Source organism: Luteibacter sp. (assembly GCF_036499525.1).
Lineage (GTDB): Bacteria > Pseudomonadota > Gammaproteobacteria > Xanthomonadales > Rhodanobacteraceae > Luteibacter.
Genome location: NZ_DASYDO010000019.1, coordinates 43,526 through 68,050, shown reverse-complemented (window position 1 = coordinate 68,050; position 24,525 = coordinate 43,526). Strand labels below are relative to the sequence as shown.

Below are 24,525 nucleotides of genomic sequence, written 5' to 3'. Positions count from 1 at the left end.
CTCGCATTACCCACCCGGCCTTCCGGGTTTAGAGTCAGGTCGCAGACCCGCAGGTAGAGGAACCCCTGCGTAGCAATCACTGCCGGTGTTACTGATTGCGCCACCGCCGGCTGGGCGCTCCGCTCAGTGTTTCAATGCGGCGAGAAAGCGACGAGCAAGAGAAGGAAGACGAGAGGGACGCCGATGCCAGCGCCCAGTGCTTGCCATTCGGCGGTGGTCATCGGGCGGCGCTTCTGCGCAGCGATGGCGACTTCGGTGAGGTAGCGGTCGAAAGCGCTCATTCCGTTTCATCCAACGGCGCGCCGCAGAACGGGCAGTGCGACATGACCACCAGCGGCGGCTTCTTGCTACGCACGCTGGCGTCGAGTTTCTCGGTCTGCACGTAGTACGTGAGGCGGAGACGCGACAAGCCTTCCGATATGGCGAAGCCGTGCGTGATCTGCGCGTTGTGTGGCTTCAGCCGTGCGTTCATCTCGTCGAAACATTTGCAGGTACTCATGCCGCCATACCCCCGCTCGGCCCGACAACGCGGCGCGCGAACATCGACCATCCCTTCGGGATACCGTCGTACGGGCCGACGTAGGTGATCACCTGCTGCGCGCCGTCGATGAAGCGGACGAGGCGGCAGCGGAACATCTTCGGATTGCGCTTCACGCGGCATCCTCCATCTGGGTGCGGTAGTCGAGGTACTCGTCCACGCGGCTGGCGCGCTTTGCGCTCTTGCCTTCGTGGGCGAACTTGGTGAAAGCGGCCTTCAGGGCGTCGATCTGCTCGTTGTATTTGTCGAGCAAGCGGCCGTCGCGGGCGGTGCCGTCGCGGAAGGGGAGGCCACGGCTCAGGAGGAGGCGGACCACTTCTTCCGTCCCGGCGCCGTCGAAGATGAAGTCCGCGATGTAACGCGGCATGTCCATCATTTCCTCGATGGCGTCGGTGTACTGGGCGTCGGAGTAGCGGCTCATACGAGGCCCACCGCGCGGCCGAGGGCGCCCAGGACGCCGCAAACGAAGGCGAGGCAGAGAAGCCGACTCATGGGGTCACCTGTGCGGCGAGGGCCATGGCTTCGCAGTGTTCGCGGGTGTTGGGCAGAGACTCGGCGCGGGCGACGGCGGCGCGCAGCTGGGCCAGCAGCCCGAAGTCGCCGGACACACCCTGGTCGAGCAGCGCCTTGGTGAGGGTGACCACCGCGATCATCGCCTCGACCCGCGCACCGGCGGCGATAAGGGCCTCGGCAATCGGGGTGGCGCCTTCATCGTTCTCTTTCGCTTCGTGGTAGCCGATGTACTCGGCCGACTCGGCGATGACAGAGGTGATGGTGGCGATCTGGAGCGGGGCGGTGCCCATGGCTTCCTCCAAGCCGGGGTGGTCCGGCGTTGGAGGAACTATAAGCACACTTACATTTCCATGCAAGCATGCTTAGTAAGTGGACTTATATTCGTTCAGGATTTATTTATCTTAGTCTCAGCCCATGGCGGCTCGACCAGGCACTATCCACATTCACTCAGGAGGCGGGCATGGAGACGATCTACGTGGTTCAGGGCTTCAAGGCGGGGAAGCGAGGCAGGCCAGAAGCCATGCCCGCGTTGTCATTCAAAACGGAGGACGAAGCTCGGCGCCGGGCGGCCAGGCTGGGAGAGACATGCATTGGTGTGATCGCGTTCGTCCAGTCAGCCAACGCGGATACCGGGGACTACGCTGATCCCATCATGCTTGAGCGATACGGGACCGTGCCGGATTTCGGATAAAGAGAAGCCCCACCCTGGAGGGCGGGGCTTGATCCGTAACTTCGCATCCTGTCTATTGTACGAAACTACATTTCCGGCCGGACGGACTACCTACGAGTCGCGTCATGCGTTCGCATTCAATCTCGACCGCCTGGCCCTTGTTGAGGCCAGCGGCGGCTGACTTCTCAGCTTTCACCATTTCCATGCGTGCAGGCATGAATTCGTTAGGGGTCGCAAGGTTGACGATGACGTCATCCATGAAATCCTTATCGATGGACTGTATACGCCCAGACACACGAATCACCTTTCCCTTCATGGCCTCATCCGCAGCGACCTCATTGCGATCGTAGTCGGTGAAAAGCTTCGATGCTGTGATCTTAAACACTGGCTTGGACGCGGGCGCGGGTGCAGGGTCAGGCTGTGCTGCGGGCGCATTCGCGGCGCCAAGGTCGCGAGACTTTTTCGCATCGTCACCGCTGGCCACCCATATCACCAGTGCAATGATGGCGACGAGCACGAAAGGCGCCCATCGGTGCTTCTTAACTTGCTTAGGCGGCGGCGCGACGCTCGTCGTTGTAGGGGCAGGAACGACGATCGGGCGCCCACATTTTGGGCATGCCGGGGCCGCATCACTGACCTGCGAAGCGCAGTCGGGGCATTGAATAAGAGCCATATAACTTCCTCTGTTGTTGTGATGCCGCGTTGTGCAGCGGGTCAAAATTCCTTGAGCGTCCAGGCGGCTAGGGCCAAGCCACCAATTTCCAGCTCGCCCTTATCCACATCGAGCGGATCGTAGGCAGGATTAGCGCTGAGTATGCGCAGCTTGCCCCCGCGCCATTGCAGGCGCTTCACCTGGACCCTCCCACCGAAGCGAAAGACGTAGGCTGCATCGTCCACGAACTCCTTGACCCGTGAGTCGATGAAGATCAGGTCGCCGTCGTCGTACATGCCGCGCATGCTCTGGCCCCGCCCGGTTATCACTCGGATTGCTTCGTGCGGCACGTTGCGCAGTTTCGTAGCCACCCACTCGCGAGTTACCTCGACGAACTCGACTATCTCCGGATAGTCCCCTACGTAATCCCCTCGGCCCATGCCCGCGAATCCCTCCAACAGTGGGAATCGAACATAACCATCCCGAGTCTCAAATCTCGCTACAGCTTGAGAATCGGATAGCTTCTTGGGCGCCTTTCCCGTGGCGAGCCAGCGGGGCGTCACTTTTAGGACATCGGCTAGCTCGACCAGCGTCGTGTCCTTGAGGCTCTTTGTAGCCCCGGATTCCCACTGGTAAGCCGCCGCGGCCTTCACGCCGACCAGTCGCGCCAGTTCTGCCGGCTCGCTGATACCCGCGTCGGTGCGCGCTTCGATGATTCTTTCGGCCAAGGTCGACATGGCCGGCAGCATATAAGCAGGCTTCATAAGCATGCTTGCATACATCATGTAAGTGCGCTTATTCTACGCGCATGACCGACGAAGCCAGCCTGATGACCAAAGACGAGGCCCTTGCCGCCTATGGCGGCAGTGTCTCCGCGCTCGCCGATGCCCTGGGTATCTCGACCAGCGCCATCTACCAGTGGGAGGACGGCAAGCCGATCCCCGCGGATAAAGCCCTTCGCATCCGGTTCGTTCTTAAGCCCGAACTCTTCGTCGGCCATGCGAGCAAGCCCGCGTCGAAGGCCGCCTAGCTTTTTGTTTCCACCCTCCGCGCTGATCTCCATGGCGCGAACTGTACCGACGGCCTCGCGCCGAATCTCCATGAACACGGAATCGACCCTCATGCACATCCTCGACGCCGCCCTCCAGACCGTTTCCGACTATCCCGGCGGCGCTGCGTCGCTCGCGCCGAGGGTGGGGCTTTCGGCTGGCATCCTCAGCAACAAGGTAAATCCCAACTGCACCACGAATCATCTGAGTCTCGTGGAAGCGAACCGGATCATGTCGGTGACGGGCGACCACGCCATCCTCCAGGCCCTGGCCGCGGAACACGGCTACGCGCTGGTGAAGATCGGTGATCCCGATGGCAGCGCTGGCGTGCTGCACGGCATGCTCGACCTCGGCGTCGCGGAAGGGGAGTTCAACCGCGAACTGCATGATGCAATGGCTGACGGCCGCATCACACCGAACGAGATGAGTGCGCTCGGGAAGGCCTCGCTCTCGTACCAGGGCGCTCTGATCGGACTCCTTCGTCGCCTGCACGACGAGCACGCCCGCCACGCCAGGCCCGCGGCAGGGGCCTGATATGGTCGATGTAATTCGCCAGGATTCGTTCTGGGATCGACCGCCCCGCGTGGTCGAGACACCAGCAGCGCGCGCCACTGATCCGGTGACGTCTCACATCGCTGCAGCGGAGCACACAGCGAGCGGCAAGCGCGGCACGAACGTCGCCGTCGTGATCGACCTCGTGCGTGCGCATCCCGGCCACACGAGTGCCGAACTTGCGCGGTACACCGAACTGACTCGGCACGAAGTTGCTCGACGCCTTCCCGAAGCCGAGACAGCCAGCGCGGTGAAGAAGGGCGAGAAGCGTCGCTGTGCGGCCAATGGGACGCTGGCCATGACGTGGTGGCCGGCGTGAGTCGCGCCCGCAACATCAAGCCAGGGTTCTTCAAGAACGATGTGCTGGCCGAGTGCGATCCGCTCGCGCGCATCCTGTTCGCTGGCCTGTGGTGTGAGTCCGATAGAGCCGGACGCCTAGAGGACCGCCCCAAGAAGATCAAGGCTGAGTGCCTCCCCTACGACGAGTGCGACATCGAGGCGTTGCTCGGGCAACTCGTCTCGCACGGCTTCATCCTTCGTTATGAGGCCAGTGGTGTTAGATACATCCAAGTCATTGAATTTTCTAAGCACCAGAACCCTCATAAGAATGAGGCGATAAGCACCATACCTGCACCGTGCTTGCACGGTACAAGCACCGTGCAAGTTCCGTCGCCTGACGGAAGCGCTCCGGCTGATTCCTCTATCCCTGATTCCCCTTCCCTGATTCCGGATTCCCTAACGGGAGAGATAGATGCGCGCGAACCACCAACTTCGGCCGGGGAGGCTGCGGTCGCGATGCGCAAGGCCGGCTGCATCTCGATCAACCAAAGCCACCCCGATTTCCTCGCCGCGCTGGATGAGAGGGTCACGGCCAAGGAATTCGGCGATGCCGTGACGGCCTCGGCGGGTGCCGGCATCAAGGGTGCCGGCCTGTTCACCTACGCCGTGAAGGTCGCCAGAACCACCCATTCCAAGACCGCGACCGTGGTCAGCCTGCCATCGGCACGAGCTGGGCCGGGCGGCGCACAGGCTCCATCCAAGACCCGCCAATCGATCCAGAATTTGCAGGACACCGCCAATGCGCTCATCCAACAATCCACCGCCGCCCTGGGTCATCAGGGAACTGAACACTGGGCTGATGAAGCTGCTAACGCTCAGCTTGGATGGTCACCCGCCGCATGACGTGTTTGGCGGCACGCTGGCGGCATGGACGGAAGCGATCTGTACCGACCGCGTATGGGACGAGCAGCGGGACGTTCATCGTTTCCGTAAGGCATTCCGCACGCTGATGACGACGTGCGATCGCTGGCCCACGCCGAAGCGCTTCTTGGACGCCCTGCCGAGCAGCGTGGTCCCGTTTCGCGCCAAGGCGAAGCTGGAGCACGAAGGCAGTCGAGAGGCCCGCGTGCGGTCGTTTGCCGATATCCGCAAGACGCTCGGCATCCGCACGCCGGACGATGATCCCGAACCCCCGAGGGCCGCCTGATGAACGACCTGCATGCCCATATCGTAAGGCAATTTCATGCAGGGGATTCGGTGAATGTCATTGCTCGGCGTCTCGGTTTCGCGCGCAACAGCGTCTACCGCATCCTGCGCAGGAACAACGCGCCTGCCGCCGCAGCCGCCGCGAAGCGTTACAAGTTCCAGAGCCGGCCAGATGGTGAATACGCCGAATGCCGTGGATGCGTGCGACGCGGGTACGGCGAGGATGCCTGGCACCCGGCCACCACAGAATTCTGGCGCCCGATGGAAGGTCGCCTCTATTTCAACCAGTGCCGTGCGTGCCTCTCCGAAGTCTCGGAGCGGAAGAGCGGCTTCGTGAGCATTGCAGCATGAGCCAAAAATACACGCTCAACGCGGACGGCCCTGAGCGCTCCACCGTGCTCGCGAACGTTCACGCCTTCGTCGACCGCCTCCCGGCGAACAAGTCGTGGAAGATCGAGATCAAGGAAGCGCGCAAGGAGCGGACCTGTCCGCAGAACGCAGCGCTGTGGGGCGTGGCCTATCCGAAGTTGACCGACGCCTGCGGCTACACGGCCGAAGAGTTGCATCACGAGTTCTGCGGCCGGTACTTCGGTTGGCAGATCGTTGATGTCTTCGGAGAGCAGCGCCGGCGTCCTCGGCGCACGACCACCACGAACGAGCAGGGCGAGCGTGACGTTCTCGGCACGCTCGATTTCGCGCGGTTCTACGAGATGGTGCAGCAGATTGGCGCCGAGGCGGGCATCGACGTGCCGAGTCCGGATCCGTTCCACGGGGAACAGCGGTGGGCGGCATGAAGACGACGAAGGGACTTCAGCGCCACACGCCGCTTCGCCGCCAGGCGCTCGGCCGCGTGCCTAACATGAAACGCGAGGACGGCGCCGCCGAGGCTGTGAGCGTCCTGGCGCTACCGAAGCGGAAGAAGGCACTCAGCAAGTCGCGGCCGAAGATGACGCCCCTGCGGAAGTCGGCGAAGGACGAAGGCTGCACGATCCAGAAGGCCGGCGTGTGCCTGTACGACCCGAAGACGGTCGTGCTGGTGCACCTGCGCTGGCTGGGTGACTGTGGCGGCTCGCTGAAGCCGACGGATCTGCAGGCTGTCTACGGCTGCGCTCAGTGCAACCGGTGGACCGACTCTCCGACTTCTGCCGAAACTCGCGACCGCGCCGCGTACGAGGCGGAGCGCAACTTCTACTGCCTGCGGGCACTCATCCGCACGCAGCTGCGCATGATCGCCAAGGGGCTCATTATCGTGAAGGGAATAGCCGCATGAGGTACGCCGCCCGCGTCGACGACAATCACCCCGAGATTGTGCGTGCGCTCCAGCGAATCGGCGCCTACGTGATCGACTGCTCCCACGTCGGCGCCGGCTTCCCGGACCTGCTGGTTGCGTTCCGCGGCCGCTGGACGCTCCTCGAAGTGAAGGATGGTGCGAAGTCGCCGTCACGCCGAAAGCTGACACCCGCACAGACCATTTTTCACGGGGAGGCCCGGGCTAAGGGCTGCAAGGTCCACGTCGTCGAGTCGGTCGATGACGCGATTCGTATCGTGGGTTCCATCGGTACTGCGAGGGCGGCATGACCCGCTTGTTTCTCTTTGGCTGTGCGATCTACTGCCACTTCTGTGGCGACGGAGCCATGGACGAGGTCGCTGCCGCGGTGTTCTTAACCGGATTTCTCGTCATCAACGCGCTACGAGGTCGCCATGCATGACCGTGTACCGCCACCTCTCCCATGCGCTGCGGATCCTGCGCACGCAGCCGGACCGGACTCAGTGGGGCCCTCTGATCGACCTGTTGACGCCGGAGGAGCAGGCGGAGGTCCGTCCGTGGCTTCGGGAGCGCTATCGGATTGCCGAGGCACGCGCCCTCGCTCGGGATTCGAAGGGATCCCAACCACGATCCTCGCCCGTCAGCTCAACGAAGCCAGGCACACGCTCAAGACCGCGCAAAGCCGCGCAGACATGATCCGCCGCGAACTGAAGCGGCGTAAGAAGCACACCACCCGCTGACCGAGAGAAGGGGAACCATGAACAACGCAATCCAGAAAGACCGTGCCGGGTTCCTCGAGCGCCTCGGGCAGCTGGCCGGGACAACGGCCTGGCGTGAGCCCGGCAAGGTCGGTGGAGGCGTGCCGTACGCGGCGCGCGGCATGGCGACGGAGAACGCGCTCGTCCTGGCGCTGGCCATGGCGCGCCGAAACCCGAAGGACAAGGGCCCCGACATCGCCTACAGCCTTGCCACGCAGCAGCCGTATAAGGGCGCCGAGGTCGTGGCGTGGCTGTCGGATAAGCTCGCGGCGGGCACCGGAAGGATCGGGCACCGGAACGCCGGCCGCATGACCACCGTCGCGACGCAGGCGTACGAGTGGATCGTCGGTACGCGCGTGCATCCCGATGCCAGCGAGGTCGCCGAGCGGTTTCACGACGATTTCTGCACGCTCTACGACATCGCCCAGGGCTGGCTCTGGATGTCGATGGAAGCCGCAGTCGAGCGAGCCGAGCGCGCGATGTATTCGAAGCGGGCAGCATGAACAAGCTGGAATACTTCATCTATGCGATCTTCGTTGCGTCGCCCGGCCGCACGTTGGTGAAGCTCGGCCGCGCCGGCAGCGTTCGGCAGCGGTTGAGCGAAATACAGACGGGCTGCCCATATCCCGTCAGCCAGGTGTATTCCTGCGACGTGGGCGACAAGCTGACCGCATCCCAGCGTGAGGCGATGATGCACGAGGCATATGCGCATGCGCGGCTGCGTGGAGAGTGGTTCGACCCGTGGGGTAGGGTGGCGACCGAGGCGGAGATCCGTGGCCTGGAGGCTGACGTTTACGACATCGCTGCGCACCAGATGTCGCATCCGCCGCGACATGCGCGGCACACGCCGCATCCGTTCGCCGGCGGACGCATCAGCTTTCGAGAACAATTGCTCGATGGAGCGGGGAAGCTGTCGATACTGGACGCCGATGGCGTGCCTGTCGGTGCGTGCTATACGACGCCGGCACCTTCGCATGGCGTGACCATCACCACGAAGCGAAAGCGGCTGTTCGCGAGGTGTTGACTTTCCGGACGCTTTCTCGCATGATTTCATCATGCGGAATTCCATGTGAATTGACCGCCACAAAACCCGGCCATGTGCCGGGTTTCTTCGTTTAAGGGGCCGGCAGTGCTTCGGCGCGGGCCCATTTCGTACGTGATGCCGATGACCGCCTCGAACTTCCCGACCAGCCTGAAACTCACGCTGGCCTACGAGGGCGGCTATTCGAATCACCCGCTCGACCCTGGCGCGGCTACGCTGAACGGCGTGACCCAGGCGGTTTACGACGAGGACCGGCGCGATCGGCGACTGCCGACCCGCGACGTCCGGAAGATGACCACCGCCGAGCGCGACGCGATCTACCGTAGGCGCTACTGGGACTTGGTTGGGGGTGACGAGTTGCCCGCCGGCGTGGACTACGCCGTTTTCGACTTCGCGGTGAACTCGGGTGTTCGCACCGCTTCCCGCGCGCTCCAGCGAATCGTGGCGGTGGACCCTGACGGGGCCATCGGCCCGGAAACGCTGCGCGCAGTAAGCGCCTTCGCGGCATCGCTCGGTCTGGTCATGCTGTGCGATGCCATCTGCGAGGCACGCATGGCATACCTGCGCAGCCTGGGCACCTGGCCGACCTTCGGTAAGGGCTGGCAGGCGCGCGTCATGGGCTCACGGGATGGCCGCCAGTTCGACGACACGGGCGTCATCGACCGCGCCGCGGCGATGGCAAAGGGCGGGGCGGTCATCGCTCCCGTCGCGGCGTACACGCCGAAGACCTACAGCGCGGTGGTGGCGTGATGGGCCCGGAAGATCCGAACCAAGGATGGATACAGGGCGTGGCCTTCGCCGCGTTCGCGACACTCGCCGGCATCCTCGGCCGGGTTGTCCGGACGCTAGATTCCCATCAACCCGTTCAATTCTGGCCGACGTGCGTGCAGGGGCTCGCGTCTGGCTTCGTGGGGCTGCTGGTGATGTGGCTATGCCAGATCGCCGGACTCAGCCTTCAGTGGACCGCTGTCACGGTCGGCGTAAGCGGATGGCTCGGCGCGGAAGCGTCGATTCAGGTTATCCAGCGCCTGGTCTGGAAGCAGCTGGGCCTAAACCGGAGTCGGGACAATGACAAGCCTGCTGAGTAGTGGCTGGGCCTTCGTGACCTCGAAGGCGCGACTGGTGTTGGAGTACGGCCTGATTATCGCAGTGGTCGCGCTGGGAAGCTGGTCGGTCGCCACCTGGTGGCAGAACCGGGAAACGGTGAGGGGCCTGACCGACAACGTCACGGACCTGTCCGGCCGCCTGGGTGGTGTCAGCGCCGACCTCAAGGCAGCCGTCGCCGCCAACAAGGATCAGGACACCGCGATCGCGGAACTGAAACGGCTTCAAGGCATCGACAGCAAGGCCCTCAACGATCTTCAGGGAGAGCTGTCCAAGGCCGACACCAAGGCCGCCACCGTACGCCAGAAGATCGCCGAGCTGGAGAAGAGCAATGCAGATGCGAAAGCCCTACTGGACACTGCCGTGCCTCCTGCTCTTGGCTGCGTGCTCGACGGCACCCCGTGCTCCGGACCCCCAGGTGGTCACCCGAACGGTGGTGGACCCGGTCAAGCCCGATGACGGCCTGCTGAAGCTTTGCGAAGCCCCGGTGTTCAAGCCCACGCTGGTCGTGGGGGACATCCAAGAGAACAAGACCCGTGCCGAGGTCGCCTTCGACAAGTGCGCGGCGCGCCTGCGCTGCCTGGTCTGGTGGATCACCACGGCCAGCCAGGACACCCCGCCAGCGGAATGCCAGTCGACCCCGTGACCTCGTATCCTTAGCTGGCCGAATGGACGGCATAAGGAGCGGGTCATGGCAGATTTCAAAAAAGGTGATGTGGTTCAGCTGAAGAGTGGCGGGCCCGTCATGACGGTGTACGACATTCTCGGAAGCGGCCGCGTCGGGTGCGAGTGGTTCGATAGCAAAGAGCAGCACCAAGATAAGTCGTTCAATTCCGAGACGTTGGAACATTGGAAGCCAGCATCGATCAGCCTCGCGTAGTCATGGAGCCGCCTTCGGGCGGCTTCTTCGTTATGGAGCCCGCGATGGCGACGATGCGCCTAAATGTTTCCGTGCGCCTCCGGTGGTGGGTGCTCCCCTACATGGCGGTCCTTTCAGGCCTCAGCCGCCTCACTGGCATGAAGCCCTGCATGGCGAAGATAGAGAAGGTTCTGCGCTCCGGCGTGGTCGTAGAGATTGGCGAGGCGAAGGCACATGGCGCAGCAAGACAAGAAGGCGCCTGACTGGGAGCGCATCGAGGCGGACTACAGGGCTGGGCTCCTATCCGTCCGTGAGATCGCCGCTGCCCAGGGCGTCTCCCACGTCGCTATCGGGAAGCGTGCCAAGCGAGACGGATGGGAGCGGTCCTTGAAGCCATCCCGCAATGTGATACTCGCGCCTGAGATCGACGAACTGGACCGATCCGGCTTTCTGTACGTGATCTACGTGGAGGTCGACGACGCGGCTTACTACAAGGTCGGGATCGCCACCCATTTCGATAGCAGGCTGAAGACCCACCAGTGTTCCAGTCCGTTCGAGGTCAAGGTGGCGATCTGCTACTTCGTCGGCAATATGCGGGCCGAAGAGCGGGCACTACATAAGATGTTCGAATGCAAGCGCGTGCGCGGTGAGTGGTTCGCCCTCGATGCGGACGACCTGCGCCTCGTCGCCCGGCGGGCAGTACTGCAATGAAGCGAGCAAAGATCGACTGGGATGCATTGGAGTCCCACTACCGGGCGGGTATTCGGTCGCTGAAGGACATGGGCGAGCAGTTCGGCGTCTCCGATGCCGCGATCGTCAAGCATGCCCGGAAGCACGGATGGACCCGAAACCTTGCTGCAAAGGTCAAGGCGAGGGCCGATGCCAAGGTTAGCGACGCCCTGGTTAGTGCTGAGGTTAGTGCGGCCACCAAGGTTAACGAGGCCACCCGTGTCGAGGTGGAGGCCGAGGTCCAGGCACGCATCCGCCTGGGCCACCGGAAGGACATTGGCGCGGCTCGTTCGCTAGCCATGAGCCTGCTGACGGAACTGCAGGTCCAGACGGGGAGCGTTCCCGAACTGGAGAAGCTCGGCGAGATGCTCGGCGAGGACTTTGTGCCGGACAAGGCGCTGGCGATGTTCAACGCCGTGGTCAGCCTGCCGGGCCGGGTGAAGACGATGAAGGACTTGGGCGACACGCTGCACAAGCTGATCGGCTTGGAGCGCGACGCCTACAACATAGGTTCCGGTGGTGATGCGCCGCCGGGAAGCGGGCAGGTGGTAGCAGTCGATGCGCAGCAAGTCGCTACCGCTCTCGCCAAGCTCCGAAGCGAGTTCTGACGACCCGGTATACCGGGAGGTGCTCAAGCAGGAGTGCGAGCGCGACCACCTGATGTTCACCCGGGTGTTCTTCAAGCACCGGCAGGGGATGAAGTTCCGGGTCAACTGGCACCACGTGCTGCTGGCCGAGGAGATCGAGCGGGTCATCTCGGGCGAGACACAGAACCTTGTCGTCAACGTGCCCCCGGGCTCGTCTAAGACCGAAATGGTCGTCATTAACCTGATCGCACGGGGCTTGGCTAAGAACCCGCGAGCACGTTTCCTACACATCGCAGGCGGCGACGACCTGGCGCTTCTGAACTCGCAGACCGCGAAGGAGATGGTGCAGTCGGACGAGTTCCAAGCCTCGTGGGCGCTGCCCGTGGCCGACGACGCCAAGGCTAAGAAGCGCTGGAACGTGGTGGTCGACGGCAAGAAGGCCGGTGGCGTGTATGCGGTCAGCCTCGGCGGCCAGATCACGGGCTTCCGCGCCGGCCACATGGATGACGGATGGCAGGGCGCCATCATCATCGATGACCCGCTGAAGCCCGAGGACGCCTACAGCAAGCCGAAGCGCACGGCGGCCAATCGCCGCCTTCTGTCCACGGTGAAGAGCCGAAAGGCCAATCCGCGCACACCGATCATCGTGATCATGCAGCGCCTCGCCGAGCAGGACGTCTCCGGCTTCATCGCCGCGGGCAACCTGCCGGGCGAATGGCGCCACGTGGTGATCCCCGCGCTGATCGACGATGCCTATGTGGCGAACCTGCCCGAGCACATCCGGGAAATGGTCGACAGCGGCGAGCGCGACGAGAAGGGCCGCTTCAGCTATTGGCCTTACAAGGAGCCGCTGGCGGACCTCCTGGCCATGGAGAAGGGCGCCGGTGCCGATCAGGACGGCGCGAAGGTGTCGCGCTACGTCTTCAATGCGCAGTACCAGCAGCGGCCCACCGCCCTGGGCGGCGACATCATCAAGACGGACGGCTTCGGCCGATGGAAGGCCTTGCCGCGCCTGAAGGTGCGCAAGATCTACGTCGACACGGCTCAGAAGACCAAGGAGCGCAACGACTTCAGCGTGTTCTTGCTCGCCGGTCTTGGCGACGACGGGAAGCTGTACCTGCTGGACCTGCTGCGCGGGAAGTGGGAAGCACCGAAGCTGAGGCGGAATGCCTTCGACTTCTGGGCGAAGCACAAAACGTACGACCACAAGGTCGGCGCGCCTCTCCGGAAGATGATGATCGAGGACAAGGCCAGCGGCACCGGCCTGATTCAGGACATCGCCTCCGGAGAGGCAGGCAAAGGACGTATCCCGGTGGAGGGCGTCCAGCGTTCCATCGACAAGCTGACCCGCGTCATGGACGTGGTGTCTTACATCGACTCGGGATACGTGCTGCTGCCCGAGGAAGCAGATTGGGTAAGCGCCTTCCTCGCCGAGTGTGAGGCATTCACCGCCGATGACACGCACGAACACGATGACCAGGTCGACGCCCTGGCCGATGCGATCAATGACTTGCTGGCGAATGCCAGTAGCAACTGGGGCGACTGGGTATGAGCCGACGCAACCGCCGCGGCGGACAAAGGAGTGCGCCGCCGACGGCGACCAACAAGCGTCGGACGTCAGCCTCCGACACCCTGCAGAACCTCGTCGCGGGCCTCGGTGACCCACGGGACAAGGCGAGCTATGGCCGCTACGTCATAGGCCGGGTCATCGACCAGAACGAGCTTGAAGTTCTCTATCGCACGAACTGGCTTGCCGGGAAGGTCGTGGACATCCCTGCGTCGGACATGACGCGGGCGTGGGTGACGCGTAAGACCGCGTTCACTGACGAACAGATGAAGCCGTTCTATGCGCTGGAGAAGCGCCTGAAGCTGAAGGCGAAGGTCAAGGATGCCGTCGCCTGGGGTCGCCTCTACGGCGGCTCAGCGATCTTCGTGCATGTGAAGGGGCAAGACCCGAAAGCACCGCTGGACCCGGCAACCATCCAGCAGGGGGCGCATATCTCGCTCCACGTGCTGGACCGATATCGTGCCAGCCGAGGGGCGGGCGCGGCCGTACTGGACCCGATCAGTTCGATGTTCGGCCAGCCGGAGACGTTCCGGATCGCCGGCACGTCGCTCGAGGTGCACCACAGCCGGATGATCCAGTTCCAGGGTGCAGAGTTGCCCTGGCAGCAGTACATCACCAACGGCTACTGGCACGATTCGGTGTTGCAGCGGCTGTACGACTCGCTGACGCGTTACGACACCGTCACGCAGGGCACCGCCTCGATGTTCTTCGAGGCCGTTGTCGACGTTCTGAAGGTGGCTGGCCTCGGCGATATGCTCTCGACCGACGAGGGAACGGAGCTGGTCAAGAAGCGCTTTGCCCTTGCGGCGATGATGAAGTCGTTCAACCGCATGCTCCTGATCGACGGCGCCGACGACCATAGCCAGAAGACGAACAGCTTCGCCGGCGTCAAGGACGTCATGCAGCAGTTCATGAGCGATATCGCCGGCGGCGCGGACATCCCCGCAACCCGCCTTTTCGGCAAGTCGCCGGACGGCATGAATGCCAGTGGGGACAGCGACACGCGCAACTACTACGACCGGATCAGTTCCGATCAGGAAGACGACCTGCGGCCACCGCTGGAGCTTCTGGACGAGGTGCTGATGCGGGCCAGCCTCGGCGTGTACCCCGACGACCTCGAGATGACCTTCAACCCGCTCTGGCAGATGTCGGACACGGAGAAGGCGACGCTGGAGAAGACTCGCGCGGACCGTGATCAGGTGTACCTGGCCATCGGCGTGGTGACAGAGGGCGTTGTCGCCGCCGAGCTGCTGGAGAACGGCACGTACTCGAAGATGACCGCCAAGGACGTGGAACTGGCACAGCAACTCGCCGGACCGATGGAAGACCCTGATGTTGACCCTGCCGCAAATCCTGAAGCGCCAGGGCCGAAGGATCCGGCAGCGGAAGCTGCGGCCAACGCGGCCTAACCGCTCCGCCGAAGCTTCCTATCGGGCCGACCTGCTTGGACTCGTCGCACAGATGCGCGCGGCAGTGGAGGCGGAGGTTCTGCCGCTGCTGCGCGCGGAACCGGCGCTCACTCGCGATGCCCCGGCTGATGGTGGCGGGTCGTTTGGGCTGAGCTTCGTGGAGGCAGTGGAGCGATCGATCTCCGCAGCCTCGCGTCGCTTCGGTGGTATCGACCAGTGGGCCGCACGGATCGCCGCGCAGGCGGCGGGTCGTGTCGACAAGCAGGCAACCAGCACCATTGTGTCGTCCGTGCGTGGCGCCTTCGGGCCCGACATCGGACCGATGATGGCCATGGCCGACGTGCGATCGACCATCGCGCTGGCTAAGGCCGCCAATGTCCAGCTGATCAAGTCGGTGCACAGCACCTACTTCGACAAGATCGGCAACGTGGTGCTGTCGGGTGTGACGCAGGGTCGACGGGCGTCGGACCTCGCGGACGACATCCAGAAGATTACCGATGTCACCGAATCGCGGGCGAAGTTCATCGCCCGCGACCAGACCGCGAAGATGAACAGCGCGATCACCAAGGCGCGGCATCTCGAACTGGGCATAGAGGAATACACCTGGCAGACGTCGGGCGACGAGCGCGTGCGCGACAGCCACGCGGCTCATGACGGCAAGGTCTATCGGTGGGACGACCCGCCGACGGACACCGGGAATCCGGGCGAGGACTACAACTGCCGGTGCGTGGCGCTCCCTCACGTGAAGATCGACGACGAATGAAGCTGACCCTCGATTTGCTCAGCGCTCGCCGCATGACGGCCGAGGGCTACCTTGTCGTGCCCGCGCGCATCGCGCGAATCGGCACGCAGGAGTACATGGCCGAGGAGATCGGCCTGGACGGCGATCCCGAACGGATCATTCAGGTCTATCGGCCGGAGTCCGAGGTCTTCGATCCGGAGGCGATGGCCTCGTTCGACGGCCTGCCCATCACGGACGATCACCCTGGCGTGTCGGTCAACGCCGACAACTGGGCGCAGTACGCGGTCGGCTTCACACGGAACCCGCGACGCGATGGCGATTACCTCGTCGTCGACCTCTACATCACACGCCGCAGCGCGATCGACAAGATCAAGGCGGGCAAGGTCGAGCTATCGGCCGGCTACGGCGCGGAATACATCGATGAGCCAGGCACCACGGCGGACGGGCAACCGTACGACGCGATGCAGGCTCGCATCCGAGGCAACCACGTCGCCATCGTGGACGCCGGCCGCTGCGGCCCTGCTTGCCGGGTGTCGGACAGCAAATCAACCACCCGAACGGGAGAACCACCCATGGCAAAGCGCCGCATCAACGTTGGCGATGGCATCACGCTCGAACTGGAAGAGAACGAAGCCAGCGTCGTCGAGAGCATCGCGAACAAGCTCCAGGCCGCCAATTCGCAGGTGGGCCAGCTGGAATCCGACCTCGAAACGGCCACCGCGCCGACCGATGTCGAAGGCACCCAGATGACCCCGCAGCAGATGGCCGCCGAGATCACCCGCCTGAAGGCGGAACTGGCCAAGGCCACGGCATCGGCGGACGAAGTGCCCGAGGCTCGTGACGCCGCCATCGCGGTGGCCACCAAGGTCATCGGCGACGCCAAGCGCCTGGTGCCGGCCATCGTGACCGACGGCAAGCCGCTGGCGGCCATCCGTCGCGAAGTCGTCGTGACCGCCTACGAAAAGCAGAAGGCGATGCTCGATGCGCTTCTCGGTGGCAAGGCTCCGGCCGATGCCGATCAGCCGACCATCGATACCGCCTTCAACGTGCTGGCCGCCTCGGCGCCTGCCGCTGCCGCTTCGCATACCAACGATGGCGCCGACGACGCGGTCGCCCGCGCCCTGGCCAGCCAGCGCCACAACACGGCCGACGCAGACGACCCGCGCGCGGCGTACGCCAACCGCCTGACCACCGCCTACAAGGGCAAGTAAGGAGCAACGACCATGTCCCGTCCCGATCTCAGCACCTACGGCGGTCGCCTCCTCGATGAGGGCTACGCCGGCCAGGTCATCGACCTGAACACCCACAGCATCTTCAACTACCGCAACGAGGGCGCCGTCGGCATCGACTTCGGCCTCTTCGTTGTGCGTGGTGCCGCTGCCGACACCTGCAAGCTGCCCGGCGCTGCCGACGACGAGATTGTCGGCATCAGCGTCCGCCACTCGGTGGGCGTCGCCGACATCAGCGGCAACGTTCTCTATCTCCAGAACGCCATGGTCCCGGCGCTGGAGATCGGCCGTATCCGCGTCGTCTGCGAGAACGGTTGCAGCCCTGGCGACCCGGTCTTCGTCCGTTACGACGGTGTCGGCGTGAAGGGCGCCGCACGTTCGGCCACCGTCGCCGACGAAACTGCCGCATTCAGCTCCGCCGTGTGGGACAGCACCACCGCGGCCGGTGGCCTCGGCGTCATCCGCATCCTCAAGTAAGGAAACCTGCCCATGGACTTCAAAGATATTCGCCGTCGGCATGTGTCCGACGCCGTCGCCCGCGCGCTCGCCGGTTCCGACGTCATGCTCACGAACGACGCGCCGGAGGCCATGGCCTTCGTCGTGTCACAGCTTGCCCACGTCGAGGCCACCGTCTACAAGCGCGAACACCAGGCGCTGCAATACAAGGACTTGGTCCCGGTCGACACCTCGGCAGGTGACTACGCGACATCGGTCGTGTACCAGATGTACGACTACGCCGGTCGCGGTAAGCGCCACAGCGGTCGCGGAAAGGACATCCCGAAGGTCGACGTCGCCTACGCGCAGAAGACCCTACCCATCGTCCTGGGCGTGATCGGCTACGACTACAGCACCGAGGAGTTGCGCCAGTCGGCGTTCCTGCGTAAGCCGCTGGATACCTCCCGAGCCGAAGCGGCGATGGACGCCTACGAGCGCCACATCAACGACGTGGCCCTCTTCGGCGAGGACGAACTCACCGGCCTGTTCAATAACGCCTTCGTCCCGGTGGTCGCCCCGTCGGTGACCGATTGGATCACGAAGACGCCGGCCCAGGTCCTCGCCGCGTTCAATGCTCTGATCGTGCAGGGGTGGACGAACACGAACTACATCGAGATGTTCAACACCATCCTGCTGCCGGGCACGGTGCTGGCGTGGCTGGCGTCTACGCCGCGCAGCGACAACAGCGATATGACCATCCTCGAGTACATCAAGGAAAACAACATCGCGAAGACCGAGCGCAACATCACGCTCGACATCCGCACGGGCTACGGCCTGGATACCGCAGGCGCCGGCGTCACGAAGCGCGCGATGCTCTACAACAAGGATCCGGGCAAGGTGAAGATGCACGTCCCGATGCCGATCAAGTTCCTCCCGCCGCAGGCCAACGGCCTGCTGTTCGAGGTGCCGGGCGAATACAAGTACGGCGGCGTCGAGTTCATCTATCCGAAGTCGGCCCTGTACGCCGACGGCCTGTAAACCCACCACCACGATGCGACGAAAGGCGGCTATGGCCGCCTTCGTCGTTTCAGGAGCATCGAAATGGCGAAAGTCACTCTGAAGAACAACCGCGTCGGCGATCTCATCGTCGGCGACATCACCATCCCGCGCGACGGCGGCACTGCCGACATCGAGAGCGATGCGCTCAAGGAAGCGAAGGCAAACAAGGTGGTAAAGACCTGGTTCGATAGCGGCTGGCTGGTCGAGGTGAAGGCTGAGAAGCCCGAGAAGGCGGACAAGGCATCCGCGCCCCCGGCCAATCCGCAGACCCCGTCGGCGACCTAACCATGACGACGCTGACCGTGGATGGGTTCCGGACGCGCTATCCCGAGTTCACCGCCGCAGTAGCGTCCGATGGACAGGTGCAGGTCAACATCGACGATGCCGTGCCGTGGTTGTCCGAAGAGCGGTGGGGCCGGTTCTACCTGCAGGGCCTTGCCGCGCTCACCGCTCACTTTCTGAAAGGCGCCCTCGCATCGGGCAGGGGCCAGTCCGGCGCGGCGGGCGCGGTGACGTCGAAGAAGGCAGGCGACATCCAGCTGACCTATGCGGCGCCGGTCGCCGGCACGGCCGATGACGTCTGGCTGGCGTCCAGCCTGTACGGCCAGCGCTTCCTTGCGCTGCGCCGCCTTGCCGGCATGGGCGCAGCGGTGGCGCCATGAAGCCGGTGACCATCGTCAGGGACATCGATCCGAAGAAGTTCGAGGCCCTGACGCGCCGGTTCGCTGATCTGGCTGGTCACTCGGTGATGGTCGGGATTCCGGAAGGGGAGAACGGACGCACTGACGAAGACGAGATCGGTTCCGCCGGCATCCTCGCCGTGCACGAGTTCGGCGCACCGGAGCAGGGCATCCCCGAGCGATCGGTGGTGCGTCGCGCGATCCGGGACAACCTGGGCAAGTACCGCAAACTCAACGAGCAGAACCTGCGCAAGGTTGTTCGCGGAGACATGAGCGTGGCCCAGGCCCTCGGCCTGCTGGGTGCTGTCGCCTCCGGCGACGTGCAACTGACGATCCGCATGGCGGACCTTGCACCACTGAAGCCGGAGACGATCCGGCGGAAGGGCTCAAGCCGGCCGCTGGTCGACACCGGCCAGATGATCCAGTCCATCACGTTCGAGGTTCGCGATGATTGATGTCAGCGAGATCTTCGACGACCCGGAGTTCGCACAGGTCGTCCCGGTGCAGCGCGGGCAGGGCGAGTACCAGCCCGATGGCACGTGGACGCAGGGATACATCGCAGGCACCGCCGTCGCGATCGTGCACCCGGTGAAGCCCGACGACCTGCAGCTGCTGCCCGAGGGCGAGAGGCACCTGCCGTGCAAGAAGGTGATGAGCCGCGACCCGGTCGGGATCGGCGACCTCGTCGAATACCAGGGCCACACGTGGCGCCTGTCTCAGCTTTCGGACTGGTCGGAATATGGCTACTACAACGGTATCGCGGTTCGACATGACGGAACTGCGCAACCTGGTGCGCCGTCTTTTGTCGTTACCTGACGGAACGGTTCGGCCGGCCAACCAGCCGGCACCGACGGGACGCGAGCCATTCGTCGCCGTCCAGCGTCTTCACACGGATCCTGTCGGCGCCGAGACGATCACCTTCGACGGGGAAGGAGAGAAGGAGACGATCCATAGCTCCTACCTCTCCACCGTCAGTATCAACGCCTTCGGCACGGAGGCCTACGAACTGCTGCTGAAGATGCGTTCGGCGCTTGCCTCTTCGGCGGGCATCGCCGGCATGAAAGCCATCGGCGGCGGCATCGTCTCTACCGGCCAGGTTATCGACCTCACCGGCATCGTCGGCGCGGGCTACGAAGAGCGTGCCCGCGTCGAACTACAGATTTCCCACACGCACGCCGTGGTCACCGACCAGCTTCGCACCGACGAGATCACGGTATCGGCCAACACCGACATCGGGATCAGCCGATCGGTGGACATCATCCCCATGGAGAGCACGTAATGTCGCTGCCCCTTTCTCAGATCGTCAATGTGCAGTTGAACGTGCCGCCGGTGTCCGCCGCGCGGCGCGATTTCGGGCTGCTGGCCTTGTTCACCCCGGAGGCTGGCACGCCGTTCGCAGGTGCTACCGGCCGTTACGTCTTCGCCGCCAGCCAAGCCGAGGTCGAGAGCCAGTTCGGCACGAACTCGCAGACGGCGCAGGCCTCGCGCCGCTTCTGGTCCCAAACCCCGAAGCCGAAGCAACTCATGATCGCCCGCTGGAACAAGGCGGAGACGAACTTCCCGGCGACCGCATCCGTCCTGCGCGGCGGTGTCGTCAGCGACCTGCTGGCCGACTTCAAGGACGTCGAGGACGGCCGCTTCCGCATCACGGTGGGTGCGGCTACGGTGAACGCCGTGGCCATCGACTTCTCCGGCGCGGCGGACATGCCCGCGGTAGCGGCACTGATCTCGGCCAAGATCGCAGGCACGACCGTCACGTGGGACGCCGTGGGTAAGCGCTTCGTTGTGACGGCCACTGTCACCGGCTCGGCCAGCAACATCGGTTTCGTGACCGACCAGGGCGGTGCCGGCACGTATATCGGCGACATGGTCATGCTGCAGGACGGCCAGGCGCAGGCCACGGCCGGTAGCAACGCGGTGACCGTGCCGGAGGAGACGCTGCCCGAGGCCTTCGCGGCGCTGCAGGACGTCAACCCGGCATGGTACGCGGCGGCCGTCGCCGATCCCGGCCTGACCGATGACGAGATCGAAGCGGCATCGGACTGGATTCAGGCCGCGCCCGGAAAGGTGCTTGGCCTCACCACCACGAACCCCGACCACATCGAGGATGTACCGGAGAACGTCTACCGGCAGCTCGTCGACAAGCTGAACGACCGAACGGTCGTGATCTACGACAAGACCGACTCGTACGGGATGCTTTCGTACCTGGCGCGTGCGCTGTCGGTGAACTTCGCGGCCAACAACTCCACGATCACCATGAAGTTCAAGCAGCTGCCCGGCGTGGCCGCTGACGAACTCACGCTGACCGAGGCGAACAAATGCCGCGCGCTGGGCATCAACTTCTATGCCTACTTCGACGAATCGCCGATGGTGGCCGAGGGTACGGTGCTCGGAGGTCGGTTCTTCGACGAAGTGCACATCCTCGACTGGTTCGTCGATGCGGCGCAGAAGGAGGTGTTCTCGGCGCTCTACAGCAGCCCGACGAAGGTGCCACTGACGGACGCAGGCACGCACAAGCTGATCGCGCGCGTCCAGAAGGTGTGCCGCGAGGGCGTCAACAACGGCGCGTTCGCAGCCGGCGTCTGGAACGGCGATGGCTTCGGTGCGCTGGAAACCGGCGACCGCCTGGAAGATGGCTACTACGTCTGGGCCGACTCCGTGGACAACCTCCCCACGTCGGATCGCGAGGCCCGCAAGGCGCCTCCCATCCAGACCGCCCTGAAACTGGCCAGCGCCATCCACTCGGTGGACGTGCTGGTGAACTTCGACCGCTAAGGAGCACCGCATGTCTCGTTTCGACCCCAAGCAGGTCTCGGTGCTGATCAACGGCGTGTTGATCGACGATTGGGCCGATGGCTCCGACGTCATCGACGCCAAGAATGCGACCGATGCCGGCGCGCTCACCGTGGGCGCCAATGGCACCGGCGTCTTCGTCGCGAACCCGGACAAGTCCGGCACGGCGGCGCTGAAGATCAAGCAGCACTCGTCCAACAACAAGTACCTGGCTGGCCTGATGGCCCAGCAGCGTAATTCGCTGAAGGCCTTCACGCCCCTGACGCTCGAGATCCGCGACCTGCTCAATGAGGACGTGGTCACGGGCGCCGAGGGCTACTTCACCACGCCGCCCGGCTACACCCGTGGCAATGGCCACAACCCGGAAGTCTGGACGATGGTTTTTGTCCAGCTCGACATCAAGCTCGAAAGGGGGCTCGGTAACTGATGGAAAAGGAACTGAAATTCAGCATCGACGGCGTGCAGTACGTGATGACGCCGGTGAATGCCAGCGACTCGTGGAAGGCGCTCAAGCGCGCCTCCGCGTTGTTCAAGGGAGTGGATATCGAAAAGGTCAAGGGCGCGGCCGGTAATGGCGAGAAGACGTCCGTCGCCATCGGCACTCTGCTTTCCAACCTCGGTGACCCCGCAGTGGAAGAGATCGAAGACCTTGTCTTCGCCAGCACTGTGGCCAAGGTTGGGGGGAAGGTCTACCGGATATCGGACGACTTCGACGCCCACTTCAACCAATACCGAAGTCACCTTCTGCGCGTGCTTATGGAGGGGGTGAAGTACCAGTACAGCGATTTTTTCGCTGGCGTCGTGGCGATGCTCAAGGGTCTGCTGCCGACCAAACCCTGACGCTCGATCACGACACCGACTGGTTCATCTGGGCGCCCGTGATGCGGCGCCTCTGCACGCCGCACGAGCTGCGCACCGTCTACAGCCTTTCCGACCTCTGCGACTTCCACACGGCGATGGCCGAGTGGGACGACATGCAGCGCCTAGCCGCCGAGAAACCGCATGATCATCGATGAGTTCCTCGTTCGCCTGGGTGCCCTTGTGGACGACTCCGGCATCGCCAAGTTCGCCGGTGGGCTCGCCGGGCTTGGCGGTGTTGCTACGGCCGCCAGTGTGGTCATTGGCGGCGCGCTGACGAAGATCAACGACTTCGTGGGTGAAGCCCTCGGTGCGCTGGATGACATGAACGACCTGGCCGACCGCACGGGCCAGAGCCTGGAGTTCGTGCAGGAGTTCGGCTACGCCGCGCAGCTGAATGGCTCGTCGGTGGAGAAGGCCTCAGCCTCCATCGAGGGACTGTCGCAGGTCATCGGTGAAGCTGCGAACGGCTTGGGACGCGGTGCGATGACGTTCGAGAAGCTGAACCTGTCGGCGAAGAACGCCGACGGCTCGGTGAAGAGTGTGAGCCATGTCATCGGCGAGGTGCAGGACAAGATCAAAGGCCTGTCGGCGCAACAGCAGCAGTCGATTCTCGCCAAGCTGGGCATCGACGCGTCGATGATCCAGACCTTGCGCCTCAGCCGGGACGAACTGGCGAAGTTCTATCAGGAAGCCCACGACCTCGGGGTGATCACCGCGGATGGCGCCGACGCCGCCGGCGACTACAACGACGCAATGGACCGGCTTCGCATGGTCCAGACGGCACTGCGCACGAACATCGCCGTGGGTCTGGCGCCGACGTTCATCCATCTGATCGACACGTTCAAGTCGTTCCTGATCGCCAACAAGGAGGTGATCCGGGACGGTGTCGGGAAGCTGGTATCGATCCTCGTCTCAGCCGGCGGCGCGCTGTGGAACTTCTTCCGAGCGATCGACAAGATCATCACGAAGACCATCGGCTGGAAGGCGACCCTGATCGCGCTGGGCGCTACGCTGGCGCTGATCTTCGCGACAAATCCATTCGTGCTGCTGGCAGCGGCACTGGTGGGCATCGTCGCGCTGGTCGACGACTTCATGACGTACCTCGACGGCGGGGAATCGCAGTTCGGGCCGTTCTGGCAAAAGCTGATCGATTACGCCAAGCAGGCGCAGGAATTCATACAAGGCAACTCCGAAGCCTTCATCGCGCTCGGTATTGTGCTCGCCGGCTTGAAGTTGGGGCAGGTGGTCGCCGGATATCAGGCCATCATCCTGAATGTGGCGAAGCTCATCGGCCTGTTCACCGGACCGCTGATCGCAGCCGTCCGGACGGCTGCGGCCGTTTTCCGCGCTGCGTTCCTGTCGAACCCCATCGGCCTGATCATCGCGCTGGTCGCTTTGCTCGCCTACGTCATCTACGAGAACTTCGACAAGATCAAGGAGTGGATAGGCGAGGCCTGGGACTGGGTGTCGCAGCGAACGGAAGAGGCGGTTGCGGCGATGTTCGCGGTGTTCGCGCCGGTTACCGACTACTTCCAGACGCTGTTCGGCGTGGTCGGCGACATCCTCACTGGAAACTTCTCCGGTGCCTTCGACAAAATCCAGGCGTTCTGGGACCGCACCGTCGGTCGAATCATGGCCGGCGTGGAGAAGGTGAAGGGGTTCTTTCGTTCGATAGGGCAAACGCTCGGCCTGGTGGATGACGACGTGGCCAGCGTCACGACGTCGGTGAACGACAAGGTGTCGGCCGCGGCCAGTGCCGGGGCGACATCGGCGTCCAATGGAGCCGTCCCGGCCGGCGGAAACACATCGGTCACCATCCAGCAGGACGTGAAGATGGACGTTCAGACGTCGGACCCGACGCTCGCCGGCAAGACCGCGGCGAGCGACCTGAAGCGTGAGGCGCAGCTGGCTTCCCGGAACGCGCGCGGCGCGGTGGCGTACTGAT

Annotated in this window: 42 protein-coding genes; 35 read left to right on the top strand and 7 right to left on the bottom strand. The window is 63.9% G+C overall.

Annotation, left to right across the window (positions count from 1 at the left end; translation table 11 throughout):
- Positions 1-131 precede the first annotated feature (131 nt).
- The 5 genes from VGM71_RS03505 to VGM71_RS03485 all read right to left on the bottom strand — a co-directional run bounded on the left by VGM71_RS03505 (position 132) and on the right by VGM71_RS03485 (position 1,341).
- Positions 132-281 carry a hypothetical protein gene (locus VGM71_RS03505; protein WP_331542428.1) on the bottom strand — a complete coding sequence of 50 codons (150 nt, stop codon included), beginning with the start codon at positions 279-281 and terminating at the stop codon, positions 132-134.
- Complete coding sequence (locus VGM71_RS03500; protein ID WP_331542427.1) at positions 278-499, bottom strand: hypothetical protein; 222 nt, start codon at positions 497-499, stop codon at positions 278-280. Before VGM71_RS03500 ends, VGM71_RS03505 begins: the two co-directional genes overlap by 4 nt.
- Complete coding sequence (locus VGM71_RS03495; protein ID WP_331542426.1) at positions 496-654, bottom strand: hypothetical protein; 159 nt, start codon at positions 652-654, stop codon at positions 496-498. The genes VGM71_RS03500 and VGM71_RS03495 overlap by 4 nt, the downstream gene beginning before the upstream one ends.
- Entirely contained in the window at positions 651-959 is a 309-nt protein-coding gene (locus VGM71_RS03490; RefSeq protein ID WP_331542425.1) for a hypothetical protein, read from the bottom strand. Before VGM71_RS03490 ends, VGM71_RS03495 begins: the two co-directional genes overlap by 4 nt.
- A 67-nt stretch (positions 960-1,026) precedes the next feature.
- On the bottom strand, positions 1,027-1,341 hold the full coding sequence (locus VGM71_RS03485; protein WP_331542424.1) for a hypothetical protein: 315 nt from the start codon (positions 1,339-1,341) through the stop codon (positions 1,027-1,029).
- 170 nt (positions 1,342-1,511) lie between these two features.
- Between VGM71_RS03485 and VGM71_RS03480 the strand changes: the two genes are divergently transcribed.
- A complete protein-coding gene (locus tag VGM71_RS03480) occupies positions 1,512-1,742 on the top strand; it encodes a hypothetical protein (protein WP_331542422.1) in 231 nt (76 codons plus the stop codon).
- 52 nt (positions 1,743-1,794) lie between these two features.
- On the opposite strand, the gene VGM71_RS03475 is transcribed toward VGM71_RS03480, so the two are convergent.
- On the bottom strand, positions 1,795-2,394 hold the full coding sequence (locus VGM71_RS03475) for an OB-fold protein (protein WP_331542421.1): 600 nt from the start codon (positions 2,392-2,394) through the stop codon (positions 1,795-1,797).
- A 41-nt stretch (positions 2,395-2,435) separates the two neighbouring features.
- Complete coding sequence (locus VGM71_RS03470; protein ID WP_331542420.1) at positions 2,436-3,143, bottom strand: XRE family transcriptional regulator; 708 nt, start codon at positions 3,141-3,143, stop codon at positions 2,436-2,438.
- A 38-nt stretch (positions 3,144-3,181) separates the two neighbouring features.
- Between VGM71_RS03470 and VGM71_RS03465 the strand changes: the two genes are divergently transcribed.
- The 34 genes from VGM71_RS03465 (at position 3,182) to VGM71_RS03300 (ending at position 24,524) form a co-directional block, all read left to right on the top strand.
- Positions 3,182-3,403 carry a Cro/CI family transcriptional regulator gene (locus VGM71_RS03465; RefSeq protein WP_331542419.1) on the top strand — a complete coding sequence of 74 codons (222 nt, stop codon included), beginning with the start codon at positions 3,182-3,184 and terminating at the stop codon, positions 3,401-3,403.
- A 70-nt stretch (positions 3,404-3,473) separates the two neighbouring features.
- Positions 3,474-3,956 carry a phage regulatory CII family protein gene (locus VGM71_RS03460; protein WP_331542418.1) on the top strand — a complete coding sequence of 161 codons (483 nt, stop codon included), beginning with the start codon at positions 3,474-3,476 and terminating at the stop codon, positions 3,954-3,956.
- A gap of 1 nt (position 3,957) precedes the next feature.
- On the top strand, positions 3,958-4,293 hold the full coding sequence (locus tag VGM71_RS03455; protein ID WP_331542417.1) for a winged helix-turn-helix domain-containing protein: 336 nt from the start codon (positions 3,958-3,960) through the stop codon (positions 4,291-4,293).
- The gene (locus VGM71_RS03450; RefSeq protein WP_331542415.1) at positions 4,290-5,156 is read left to right on the top strand and encodes a hypothetical protein; all 867 of its coding nucleotides are present in this window, start codon (positions 4,290-4,292) and stop codon (positions 5,154-5,156) included. The genes VGM71_RS03455 and VGM71_RS03450 overlap by 4 nt, the downstream gene beginning before the upstream one ends.
- Positions 5,113-5,460, top strand: a complete 348-nt coding sequence (locus tag VGM71_RS03445) for a hypothetical protein (protein ID WP_331542413.1) — start codon at positions 5,113-5,115, stop codon at positions 5,458-5,460. The genes VGM71_RS03450 and VGM71_RS03445 overlap by 44 nt, the downstream gene beginning before the upstream one ends.
- Positions 5,460-5,810, top strand: coding sequence for a helix-turn-helix domain-containing protein (locus tag VGM71_RS03440; protein WP_331542412.1), 351 nt, complete (start codon positions 5,460-5,462; stop codon positions 5,808-5,810). The genes VGM71_RS03445 and VGM71_RS03440 overlap by 1 nt, the downstream gene beginning before the upstream one ends.
- Positions 5,807-6,253, top strand: coding sequence for a hypothetical protein (locus tag VGM71_RS03435; RefSeq protein ID WP_331542411.1), 447 nt, complete (start codon positions 5,807-5,809; stop codon positions 6,251-6,253). Before VGM71_RS03440 ends, VGM71_RS03435 begins: the two co-directional genes overlap by 4 nt.
- On the top strand, positions 6,250-6,729 hold the full coding sequence (locus VGM71_RS03430; RefSeq protein WP_331542410.1) for a nuclease domain-containing protein: 480 nt from the start codon (positions 6,250-6,252) through the stop codon (positions 6,727-6,729). The genes VGM71_RS03435 and VGM71_RS03430 overlap by 4 nt, the downstream gene beginning before the upstream one ends.
- Positions 6,726-7,037, top strand: coding sequence for a hypothetical protein (locus tag VGM71_RS03425; protein WP_331542409.1), 312 nt, complete (start codon positions 6,726-6,728; stop codon positions 7,035-7,037). Before VGM71_RS03430 ends, VGM71_RS03425 begins: the two co-directional genes overlap by 4 nt.
- Positions 7,038-7,483: 446 nt before the next feature.
- Positions 7,484-7,987 carry a hypothetical protein gene (locus VGM71_RS03420; protein ID WP_331542408.1) on the top strand — a complete coding sequence of 168 codons (504 nt, stop codon included), beginning with the start codon at positions 7,484-7,486 and terminating at the stop codon, positions 7,985-7,987.
- Positions 7,984-8,508 (top strand): GIY-YIG nuclease family protein, encoded by a 525-nt coding sequence (locus tag VGM71_RS03415; protein ID WP_331542407.1) that lies wholly within the window; start codon positions 7,984-7,986, stop codon positions 8,506-8,508. The genes VGM71_RS03420 and VGM71_RS03415 overlap by 4 nt, the downstream gene beginning before the upstream one ends.
- A gap of 141 nt (positions 8,509-8,649) precedes the next feature.
- Positions 8,650-9,276, top strand: coding sequence for a glycoside hydrolase family 108 protein (locus VGM71_RS03410; RefSeq protein WP_331542406.1), 627 nt, complete (start codon positions 8,650-8,652; stop codon positions 9,274-9,276).
- Entirely contained in the window at positions 9,276-9,614 is a 339-nt protein-coding gene (locus tag VGM71_RS03405; RefSeq protein ID WP_331542405.1) for a phage holin family protein, read from the top strand. Before VGM71_RS03410 ends, VGM71_RS03405 begins: the two co-directional genes overlap by 1 nt.
- Positions 9,595-10,089: a hypothetical protein gene (locus VGM71_RS03400; RefSeq protein ID WP_331542404.1), complete on the top strand. Its 495-nt coding sequence runs from the start codon at positions 9,595-9,597 to the stop codon at positions 10,087-10,089. The genes VGM71_RS03405 and VGM71_RS03400 overlap by 20 nt, the downstream gene beginning before the upstream one ends.
- Positions 10,007-10,276 carry a hypothetical protein gene (locus VGM71_RS03395; RefSeq protein WP_331542403.1) on the top strand — a complete coding sequence of 90 codons (270 nt, stop codon included), beginning with the start codon at positions 10,007-10,009 and terminating at the stop codon, positions 10,274-10,276. The genes VGM71_RS03400 and VGM71_RS03395 overlap by 83 nt, the downstream gene beginning before the upstream one ends.
- 45 nt (positions 10,277-10,321) lie before the next feature.
- Positions 10,322-10,510 carry a YodC family protein gene (locus VGM71_RS03390; RefSeq protein WP_331542401.1) on the top strand — a complete coding sequence of 63 codons (189 nt, stop codon included), beginning with the start codon at positions 10,322-10,324 and terminating at the stop codon, positions 10,508-10,510.
- 213 nt (positions 10,511-10,723) lie between these two features.
- The gene (locus tag VGM71_RS03385; RefSeq protein WP_331542400.1) at positions 10,724-11,200 is read left to right on the top strand and encodes a GIY-YIG nuclease family protein; all 477 of its coding nucleotides are present in this window, start codon (positions 10,724-10,726) and stop codon (positions 11,198-11,200) included.
- Positions 11,197-11,826: a hypothetical protein gene (locus VGM71_RS03380; protein ID WP_331542399.1), complete on the top strand. Its 630-nt coding sequence runs from the start codon at positions 11,197-11,199 to the stop codon at positions 11,824-11,826. The genes VGM71_RS03385 and VGM71_RS03380 overlap by 4 nt, the downstream gene beginning before the upstream one ends.
- On the top strand, positions 11,777-13,357 hold the full coding sequence (gene terL / locus VGM71_RS03375) for a phage terminase large subunit (RefSeq protein ID WP_331542398.1): 1,581 nt from the start codon (positions 11,777-11,779) through the stop codon (positions 13,355-13,357). Before VGM71_RS03380 ends, terL begins: the two co-directional genes overlap by 50 nt.
- Positions 13,354-14,781, top strand: a complete 1,428-nt coding sequence (locus tag VGM71_RS03370; RefSeq protein WP_331542397.1) for an anti-CBASS protein Acb1 family protein — start codon at positions 13,354-13,356, stop codon at positions 14,779-14,781. Before terL ends, VGM71_RS03370 begins: the two co-directional genes overlap by 4 nt.
- The gene (locus tag VGM71_RS03365; protein ID WP_331542396.1) at positions 14,705-15,544 is read left to right on the top strand and encodes a phage minor head protein; all 840 of its coding nucleotides are present in this window, start codon (positions 14,705-14,707) and stop codon (positions 15,542-15,544) included. Before VGM71_RS03370 ends, VGM71_RS03365 begins: the two co-directional genes overlap by 77 nt.
- On the top strand, positions 15,541-16,734 hold the full coding sequence (locus VGM71_RS03360; RefSeq protein ID WP_331542395.1) for a DUF2213 domain-containing protein: 1,194 nt from the start codon (positions 15,541-15,543) through the stop codon (positions 16,732-16,734). Before VGM71_RS03365 ends, VGM71_RS03360 begins: the two co-directional genes overlap by 4 nt.
- Positions 16,735-16,746: 12 nt before the next feature.
- Positions 16,747-17,229 carry a structural cement protein Gp24 gene (locus tag VGM71_RS03355; protein WP_331542394.1) on the top strand — a complete coding sequence of 161 codons (483 nt, stop codon included), beginning with the start codon at positions 16,747-16,749 and terminating at the stop codon, positions 17,227-17,229.
- Positions 17,230-17,241: 12 nt separating this feature from the next.
- On the top strand, positions 17,242-18,225 hold the full coding sequence (locus tag VGM71_RS03350) for a DUF2184 domain-containing protein (RefSeq protein WP_331542393.1): 984 nt from the start codon (positions 17,242-17,244) through the stop codon (positions 18,223-18,225).
- Between the two features lie 63 nt (positions 18,226-18,288).
- Positions 18,289-18,531 carry a hypothetical protein gene (locus VGM71_RS03345; protein WP_331542392.1) on the top strand — a complete coding sequence of 81 codons (243 nt, stop codon included), beginning with the start codon at positions 18,289-18,291 and terminating at the stop codon, positions 18,529-18,531.
- 2 nt (positions 18,532-18,533) lie between these two features.
- On the top strand, positions 18,534-18,908 hold the full coding sequence (locus tag VGM71_RS03340; RefSeq protein ID WP_331542391.1) for a DUF4054 domain-containing protein: 375 nt from the start codon (positions 18,534-18,536) through the stop codon (positions 18,906-18,908).
- Complete coding sequence (locus VGM71_RS03335; RefSeq protein ID WP_331542390.1) at positions 18,905-19,381, top strand: hypothetical protein; 477 nt, start codon at positions 18,905-18,907, stop codon at positions 19,379-19,381. Before VGM71_RS03340 ends, VGM71_RS03335 begins: the two co-directional genes overlap by 4 nt.
- The gene (locus VGM71_RS03330; protein WP_331542388.1) at positions 19,374-19,742 is read left to right on the top strand and encodes a hypothetical protein; all 369 of its coding nucleotides are present in this window, start codon (positions 19,374-19,376) and stop codon (positions 19,740-19,742) included. The genes VGM71_RS03335 and VGM71_RS03330 overlap by 8 nt, the downstream gene beginning before the upstream one ends.
- Complete coding sequence (locus VGM71_RS03325) at positions 19,696-20,205, top strand: phage neck terminator protein (protein WP_331542387.1); 510 nt, start codon at positions 19,696-19,698, stop codon at positions 20,203-20,205. Before VGM71_RS03330 ends, VGM71_RS03325 begins: the two co-directional genes overlap by 47 nt.
- Positions 20,205-21,701, top strand: coding sequence for a DUF3383 domain-containing protein (locus VGM71_RS03320; RefSeq protein ID WP_331542385.1), 1,497 nt, complete (start codon positions 20,205-20,207; stop codon positions 21,699-21,701). The genes VGM71_RS03325 and VGM71_RS03320 overlap by 1 nt, the downstream gene beginning before the upstream one ends.
- A gap of 10 nt (positions 21,702-21,711) precedes the next feature.
- Entirely contained in the window at positions 21,712-22,146 is a 435-nt protein-coding gene (locus VGM71_RS03315) for a phage structural protein (protein ID WP_331542384.1), read from the top strand.
- Positions 22,146-22,559: a phage tail assembly chaperone gene (locus VGM71_RS03310; protein WP_331542383.1), complete on the top strand. Its 414-nt coding sequence runs from the start codon at positions 22,146-22,148 to the stop codon at positions 22,557-22,559. Before VGM71_RS03315 ends, VGM71_RS03310 begins: the two co-directional genes overlap by 1 nt.
- Before the next feature lie 41 nt (positions 22,560-22,600).
- Complete coding sequence (locus VGM71_RS03305) at positions 22,601-22,735, top strand: hypothetical protein (protein ID WP_331542382.1); 135 nt, start codon at positions 22,601-22,603, stop codon at positions 22,733-22,735.
- Positions 22,722-24,524 (top strand): hypothetical protein, encoded by a 1,803-nt coding sequence (locus tag VGM71_RS03300; RefSeq protein WP_331542381.1) that lies wholly within the window; start codon positions 22,722-22,724, stop codon positions 24,522-24,524. The genes VGM71_RS03305 and VGM71_RS03300 overlap by 14 nt, the downstream gene beginning before the upstream one ends.
- Position 24,525 lies beyond the last annotated feature (1 nt).

Excerpts from the sequence above, each read along its gene's own strand:
- VGM71_RS03505 (WP_331542428.1), bottom strand. The coding sequence starts at position 281 with ATGAGCGCTTTCGACCGCTACCTCACCGAAGTCGCCATCGCTGCGCAG.
- VGM71_RS03500 (WP_331542427.1), bottom strand. The coding sequence starts at position 499 with ATGAGTACCTGCAAATGTTTCGACGAGATGAACGCACGGCTGAAGCCA.
- VGM71_RS03490 (WP_331542425.1), bottom strand. The coding sequence starts at position 959 with ATGAGCCGCTACTCCGACGCCCAGTACACCGACGCCATCGAGGAAATG.
- VGM71_RS03485 (WP_331542424.1), bottom strand. The coding sequence starts at position 1,341 with ATGGGCACCGCCCCGCTCCAGATCGCCACCATCACCTCTGTCATCGCC.
- VGM71_RS03480 (WP_331542422.1), top strand. The coding sequence starts at position 1,512 with ATGGAGACGATCTACGTGGTTCAGGGCTTCAAGGCGGGGAAGCGAGGC.
- VGM71_RS03475 (WP_331542421.1), bottom strand. The coding sequence starts at position 2,394 with ATGGCTCTTATTCAATGCCCCGACTGCGCTTCGCAGGTCAGTGATGCG.
- VGM71_RS03470 (WP_331542420.1), bottom strand. The coding sequence starts at position 3,143 with ATGCTTATGAAGCCTGCTTATATGCTGCCGGCCATGTCGACCTTGGCC.
- VGM71_RS03465 (WP_331542419.1), top strand. The coding sequence starts at position 3,182 with ATGACCGACGAAGCCAGCCTGATGACCAAAGACGAGGCCCTTGCCGCC.
- VGM71_RS03460 (WP_331542418.1), top strand. The coding sequence starts at position 3,474 with ATGAACACGGAATCGACCCTCATGCACATCCTCGACGCCGCCCTCCAG.
- VGM71_RS03455 (WP_331542417.1), top strand. The coding sequence starts at position 3,958 with ATGGTCGATGTAATTCGCCAGGATTCGTTCTGGGATCGACCGCCCCGC.
- VGM71_RS03445 (WP_331542413.1), top strand. The coding sequence starts at position 5,113 with ATGAAGCTGCTAACGCTCAGCTTGGATGGTCACCCGCCGCATGACGTG.
- VGM71_RS03440 (WP_331542412.1), top strand. The coding sequence starts at position 5,460 with ATGAACGACCTGCATGCCCATATCGTAAGGCAATTTCATGCAGGGGAT.
- VGM71_RS03435 (WP_331542411.1), top strand. The coding sequence starts at position 5,807 with ATGAGCCAAAAATACACGCTCAACGCGGACGGCCCTGAGCGCTCCACC.
- VGM71_RS03430 (WP_331542410.1), top strand. The coding sequence starts at position 6,250 with ATGAAGACGACGAAGGGACTTCAGCGCCACACGCCGCTTCGCCGCCAG.
- VGM71_RS03425 (WP_331542409.1), top strand. The coding sequence starts at position 6,726 with ATGAGGTACGCCGCCCGCGTCGACGACAATCACCCCGAGATTGTGCGT.
- VGM71_RS03420 (WP_331542408.1), top strand. The coding sequence starts at position 7,484 with ATGAACAACGCAATCCAGAAAGACCGTGCCGGGTTCCTCGAGCGCCTC.
- VGM71_RS03415 (WP_331542407.1), top strand. The coding sequence starts at position 7,984 with ATGAACAAGCTGGAATACTTCATCTATGCGATCTTCGTTGCGTCGCCC.
- VGM71_RS03410 (WP_331542406.1), top strand. The coding sequence starts at position 8,650 with ATGACCGCCTCGAACTTCCCGACCAGCCTGAAACTCACGCTGGCCTAC.
- VGM71_RS03405 (WP_331542405.1), top strand. The coding sequence starts at position 9,276 with ATGGGCCCGGAAGATCCGAACCAAGGATGGATACAGGGCGTGGCCTTC.
- VGM71_RS03400 (WP_331542404.1), top strand. The coding sequence starts at position 9,595 with ATGACAAGCCTGCTGAGTAGTGGCTGGGCCTTCGTGACCTCGAAGGCG.
- VGM71_RS03390 (WP_331542401.1), top strand. The coding sequence starts at position 10,322 with ATGGCAGATTTCAAAAAAGGTGATGTGGTTCAGCTGAAGAGTGGCGGG.
- VGM71_RS03385 (WP_331542400.1), top strand. The coding sequence starts at position 10,724 with ATGGCGCAGCAAGACAAGAAGGCGCCTGACTGGGAGCGCATCGAGGCG.
- VGM71_RS03380 (WP_331542399.1), top strand. The coding sequence starts at position 11,197 with ATGAAGCGAGCAAAGATCGACTGGGATGCATTGGAGTCCCACTACCGG.
- terL (WP_331542398.1), top strand. The coding sequence starts at position 11,777 with ATGCGCAGCAAGTCGCTACCGCTCTCGCCAAGCTCCGAAGCGAGTTCT.
- VGM71_RS03370 (WP_331542397.1), top strand. The coding sequence starts at position 13,354 with ATGAGCCGACGCAACCGCCGCGGCGGACAAAGGAGTGCGCCGCCGACG.
- VGM71_RS03365 (WP_331542396.1), top strand. The coding sequence starts at position 14,705 with ATGTTGACCCTGCCGCAAATCCTGAAGCGCCAGGGCCGAAGGATCCGG.
- VGM71_RS03360 (WP_331542395.1), top strand. The coding sequence starts at position 15,541 with ATGAAGCTGACCCTCGATTTGCTCAGCGCTCGCCGCATGACGGCCGAG.
- VGM71_RS03355 (WP_331542394.1), top strand. The coding sequence starts at position 16,747 with ATGTCCCGTCCCGATCTCAGCACCTACGGCGGTCGCCTCCTCGATGAG.
- VGM71_RS03350 (WP_331542393.1), top strand. The coding sequence starts at position 17,242 with ATGGACTTCAAAGATATTCGCCGTCGGCATGTGTCCGACGCCGTCGCC.
- VGM71_RS03345 (WP_331542392.1), top strand. The coding sequence starts at position 18,289 with ATGGCGAAAGTCACTCTGAAGAACAACCGCGTCGGCGATCTCATCGTC.
- VGM71_RS03340 (WP_331542391.1), top strand. The coding sequence starts at position 18,534 with ATGACGACGCTGACCGTGGATGGGTTCCGGACGCGCTATCCCGAGTTC.
- VGM71_RS03335 (WP_331542390.1), top strand. The coding sequence starts at position 18,905 with ATGAAGCCGGTGACCATCGTCAGGGACATCGATCCGAAGAAGTTCGAG.
- VGM71_RS03330 (WP_331542388.1), top strand. The coding sequence starts at position 19,374 with ATGATTGATGTCAGCGAGATCTTCGACGACCCGGAGTTCGCACAGGTC.
- VGM71_RS03325 (WP_331542387.1), top strand. The coding sequence starts at position 19,696 with ATGACGGAACTGCGCAACCTGGTGCGCCGTCTTTTGTCGTTACCTGAC.
- VGM71_RS03320 (WP_331542385.1), top strand. The coding sequence starts at position 20,205 with ATGTCGCTGCCCCTTTCTCAGATCGTCAATGTGCAGTTGAACGTGCCG.
- VGM71_RS03315 (WP_331542384.1), top strand. The coding sequence starts at position 21,712 with ATGTCTCGTTTCGACCCCAAGCAGGTCTCGGTGCTGATCAACGGCGTG.
- VGM71_RS03310 (WP_331542383.1), top strand. The coding sequence starts at position 22,146 with ATGGAAAAGGAACTGAAATTCAGCATCGACGGCGTGCAGTACGTGATG.
- VGM71_RS03305 (WP_331542382.1), top strand. The coding sequence starts at position 22,601 with ATGCGGCGCCTCTGCACGCCGCACGAGCTGCGCACCGTCTACAGCCTT.
- VGM71_RS03300 (WP_331542381.1), top strand. The coding sequence starts at position 22,722 with ATGATCATCGATGAGTTCCTCGTTCGCCTGGGTGCCCTTGTGGACGAC.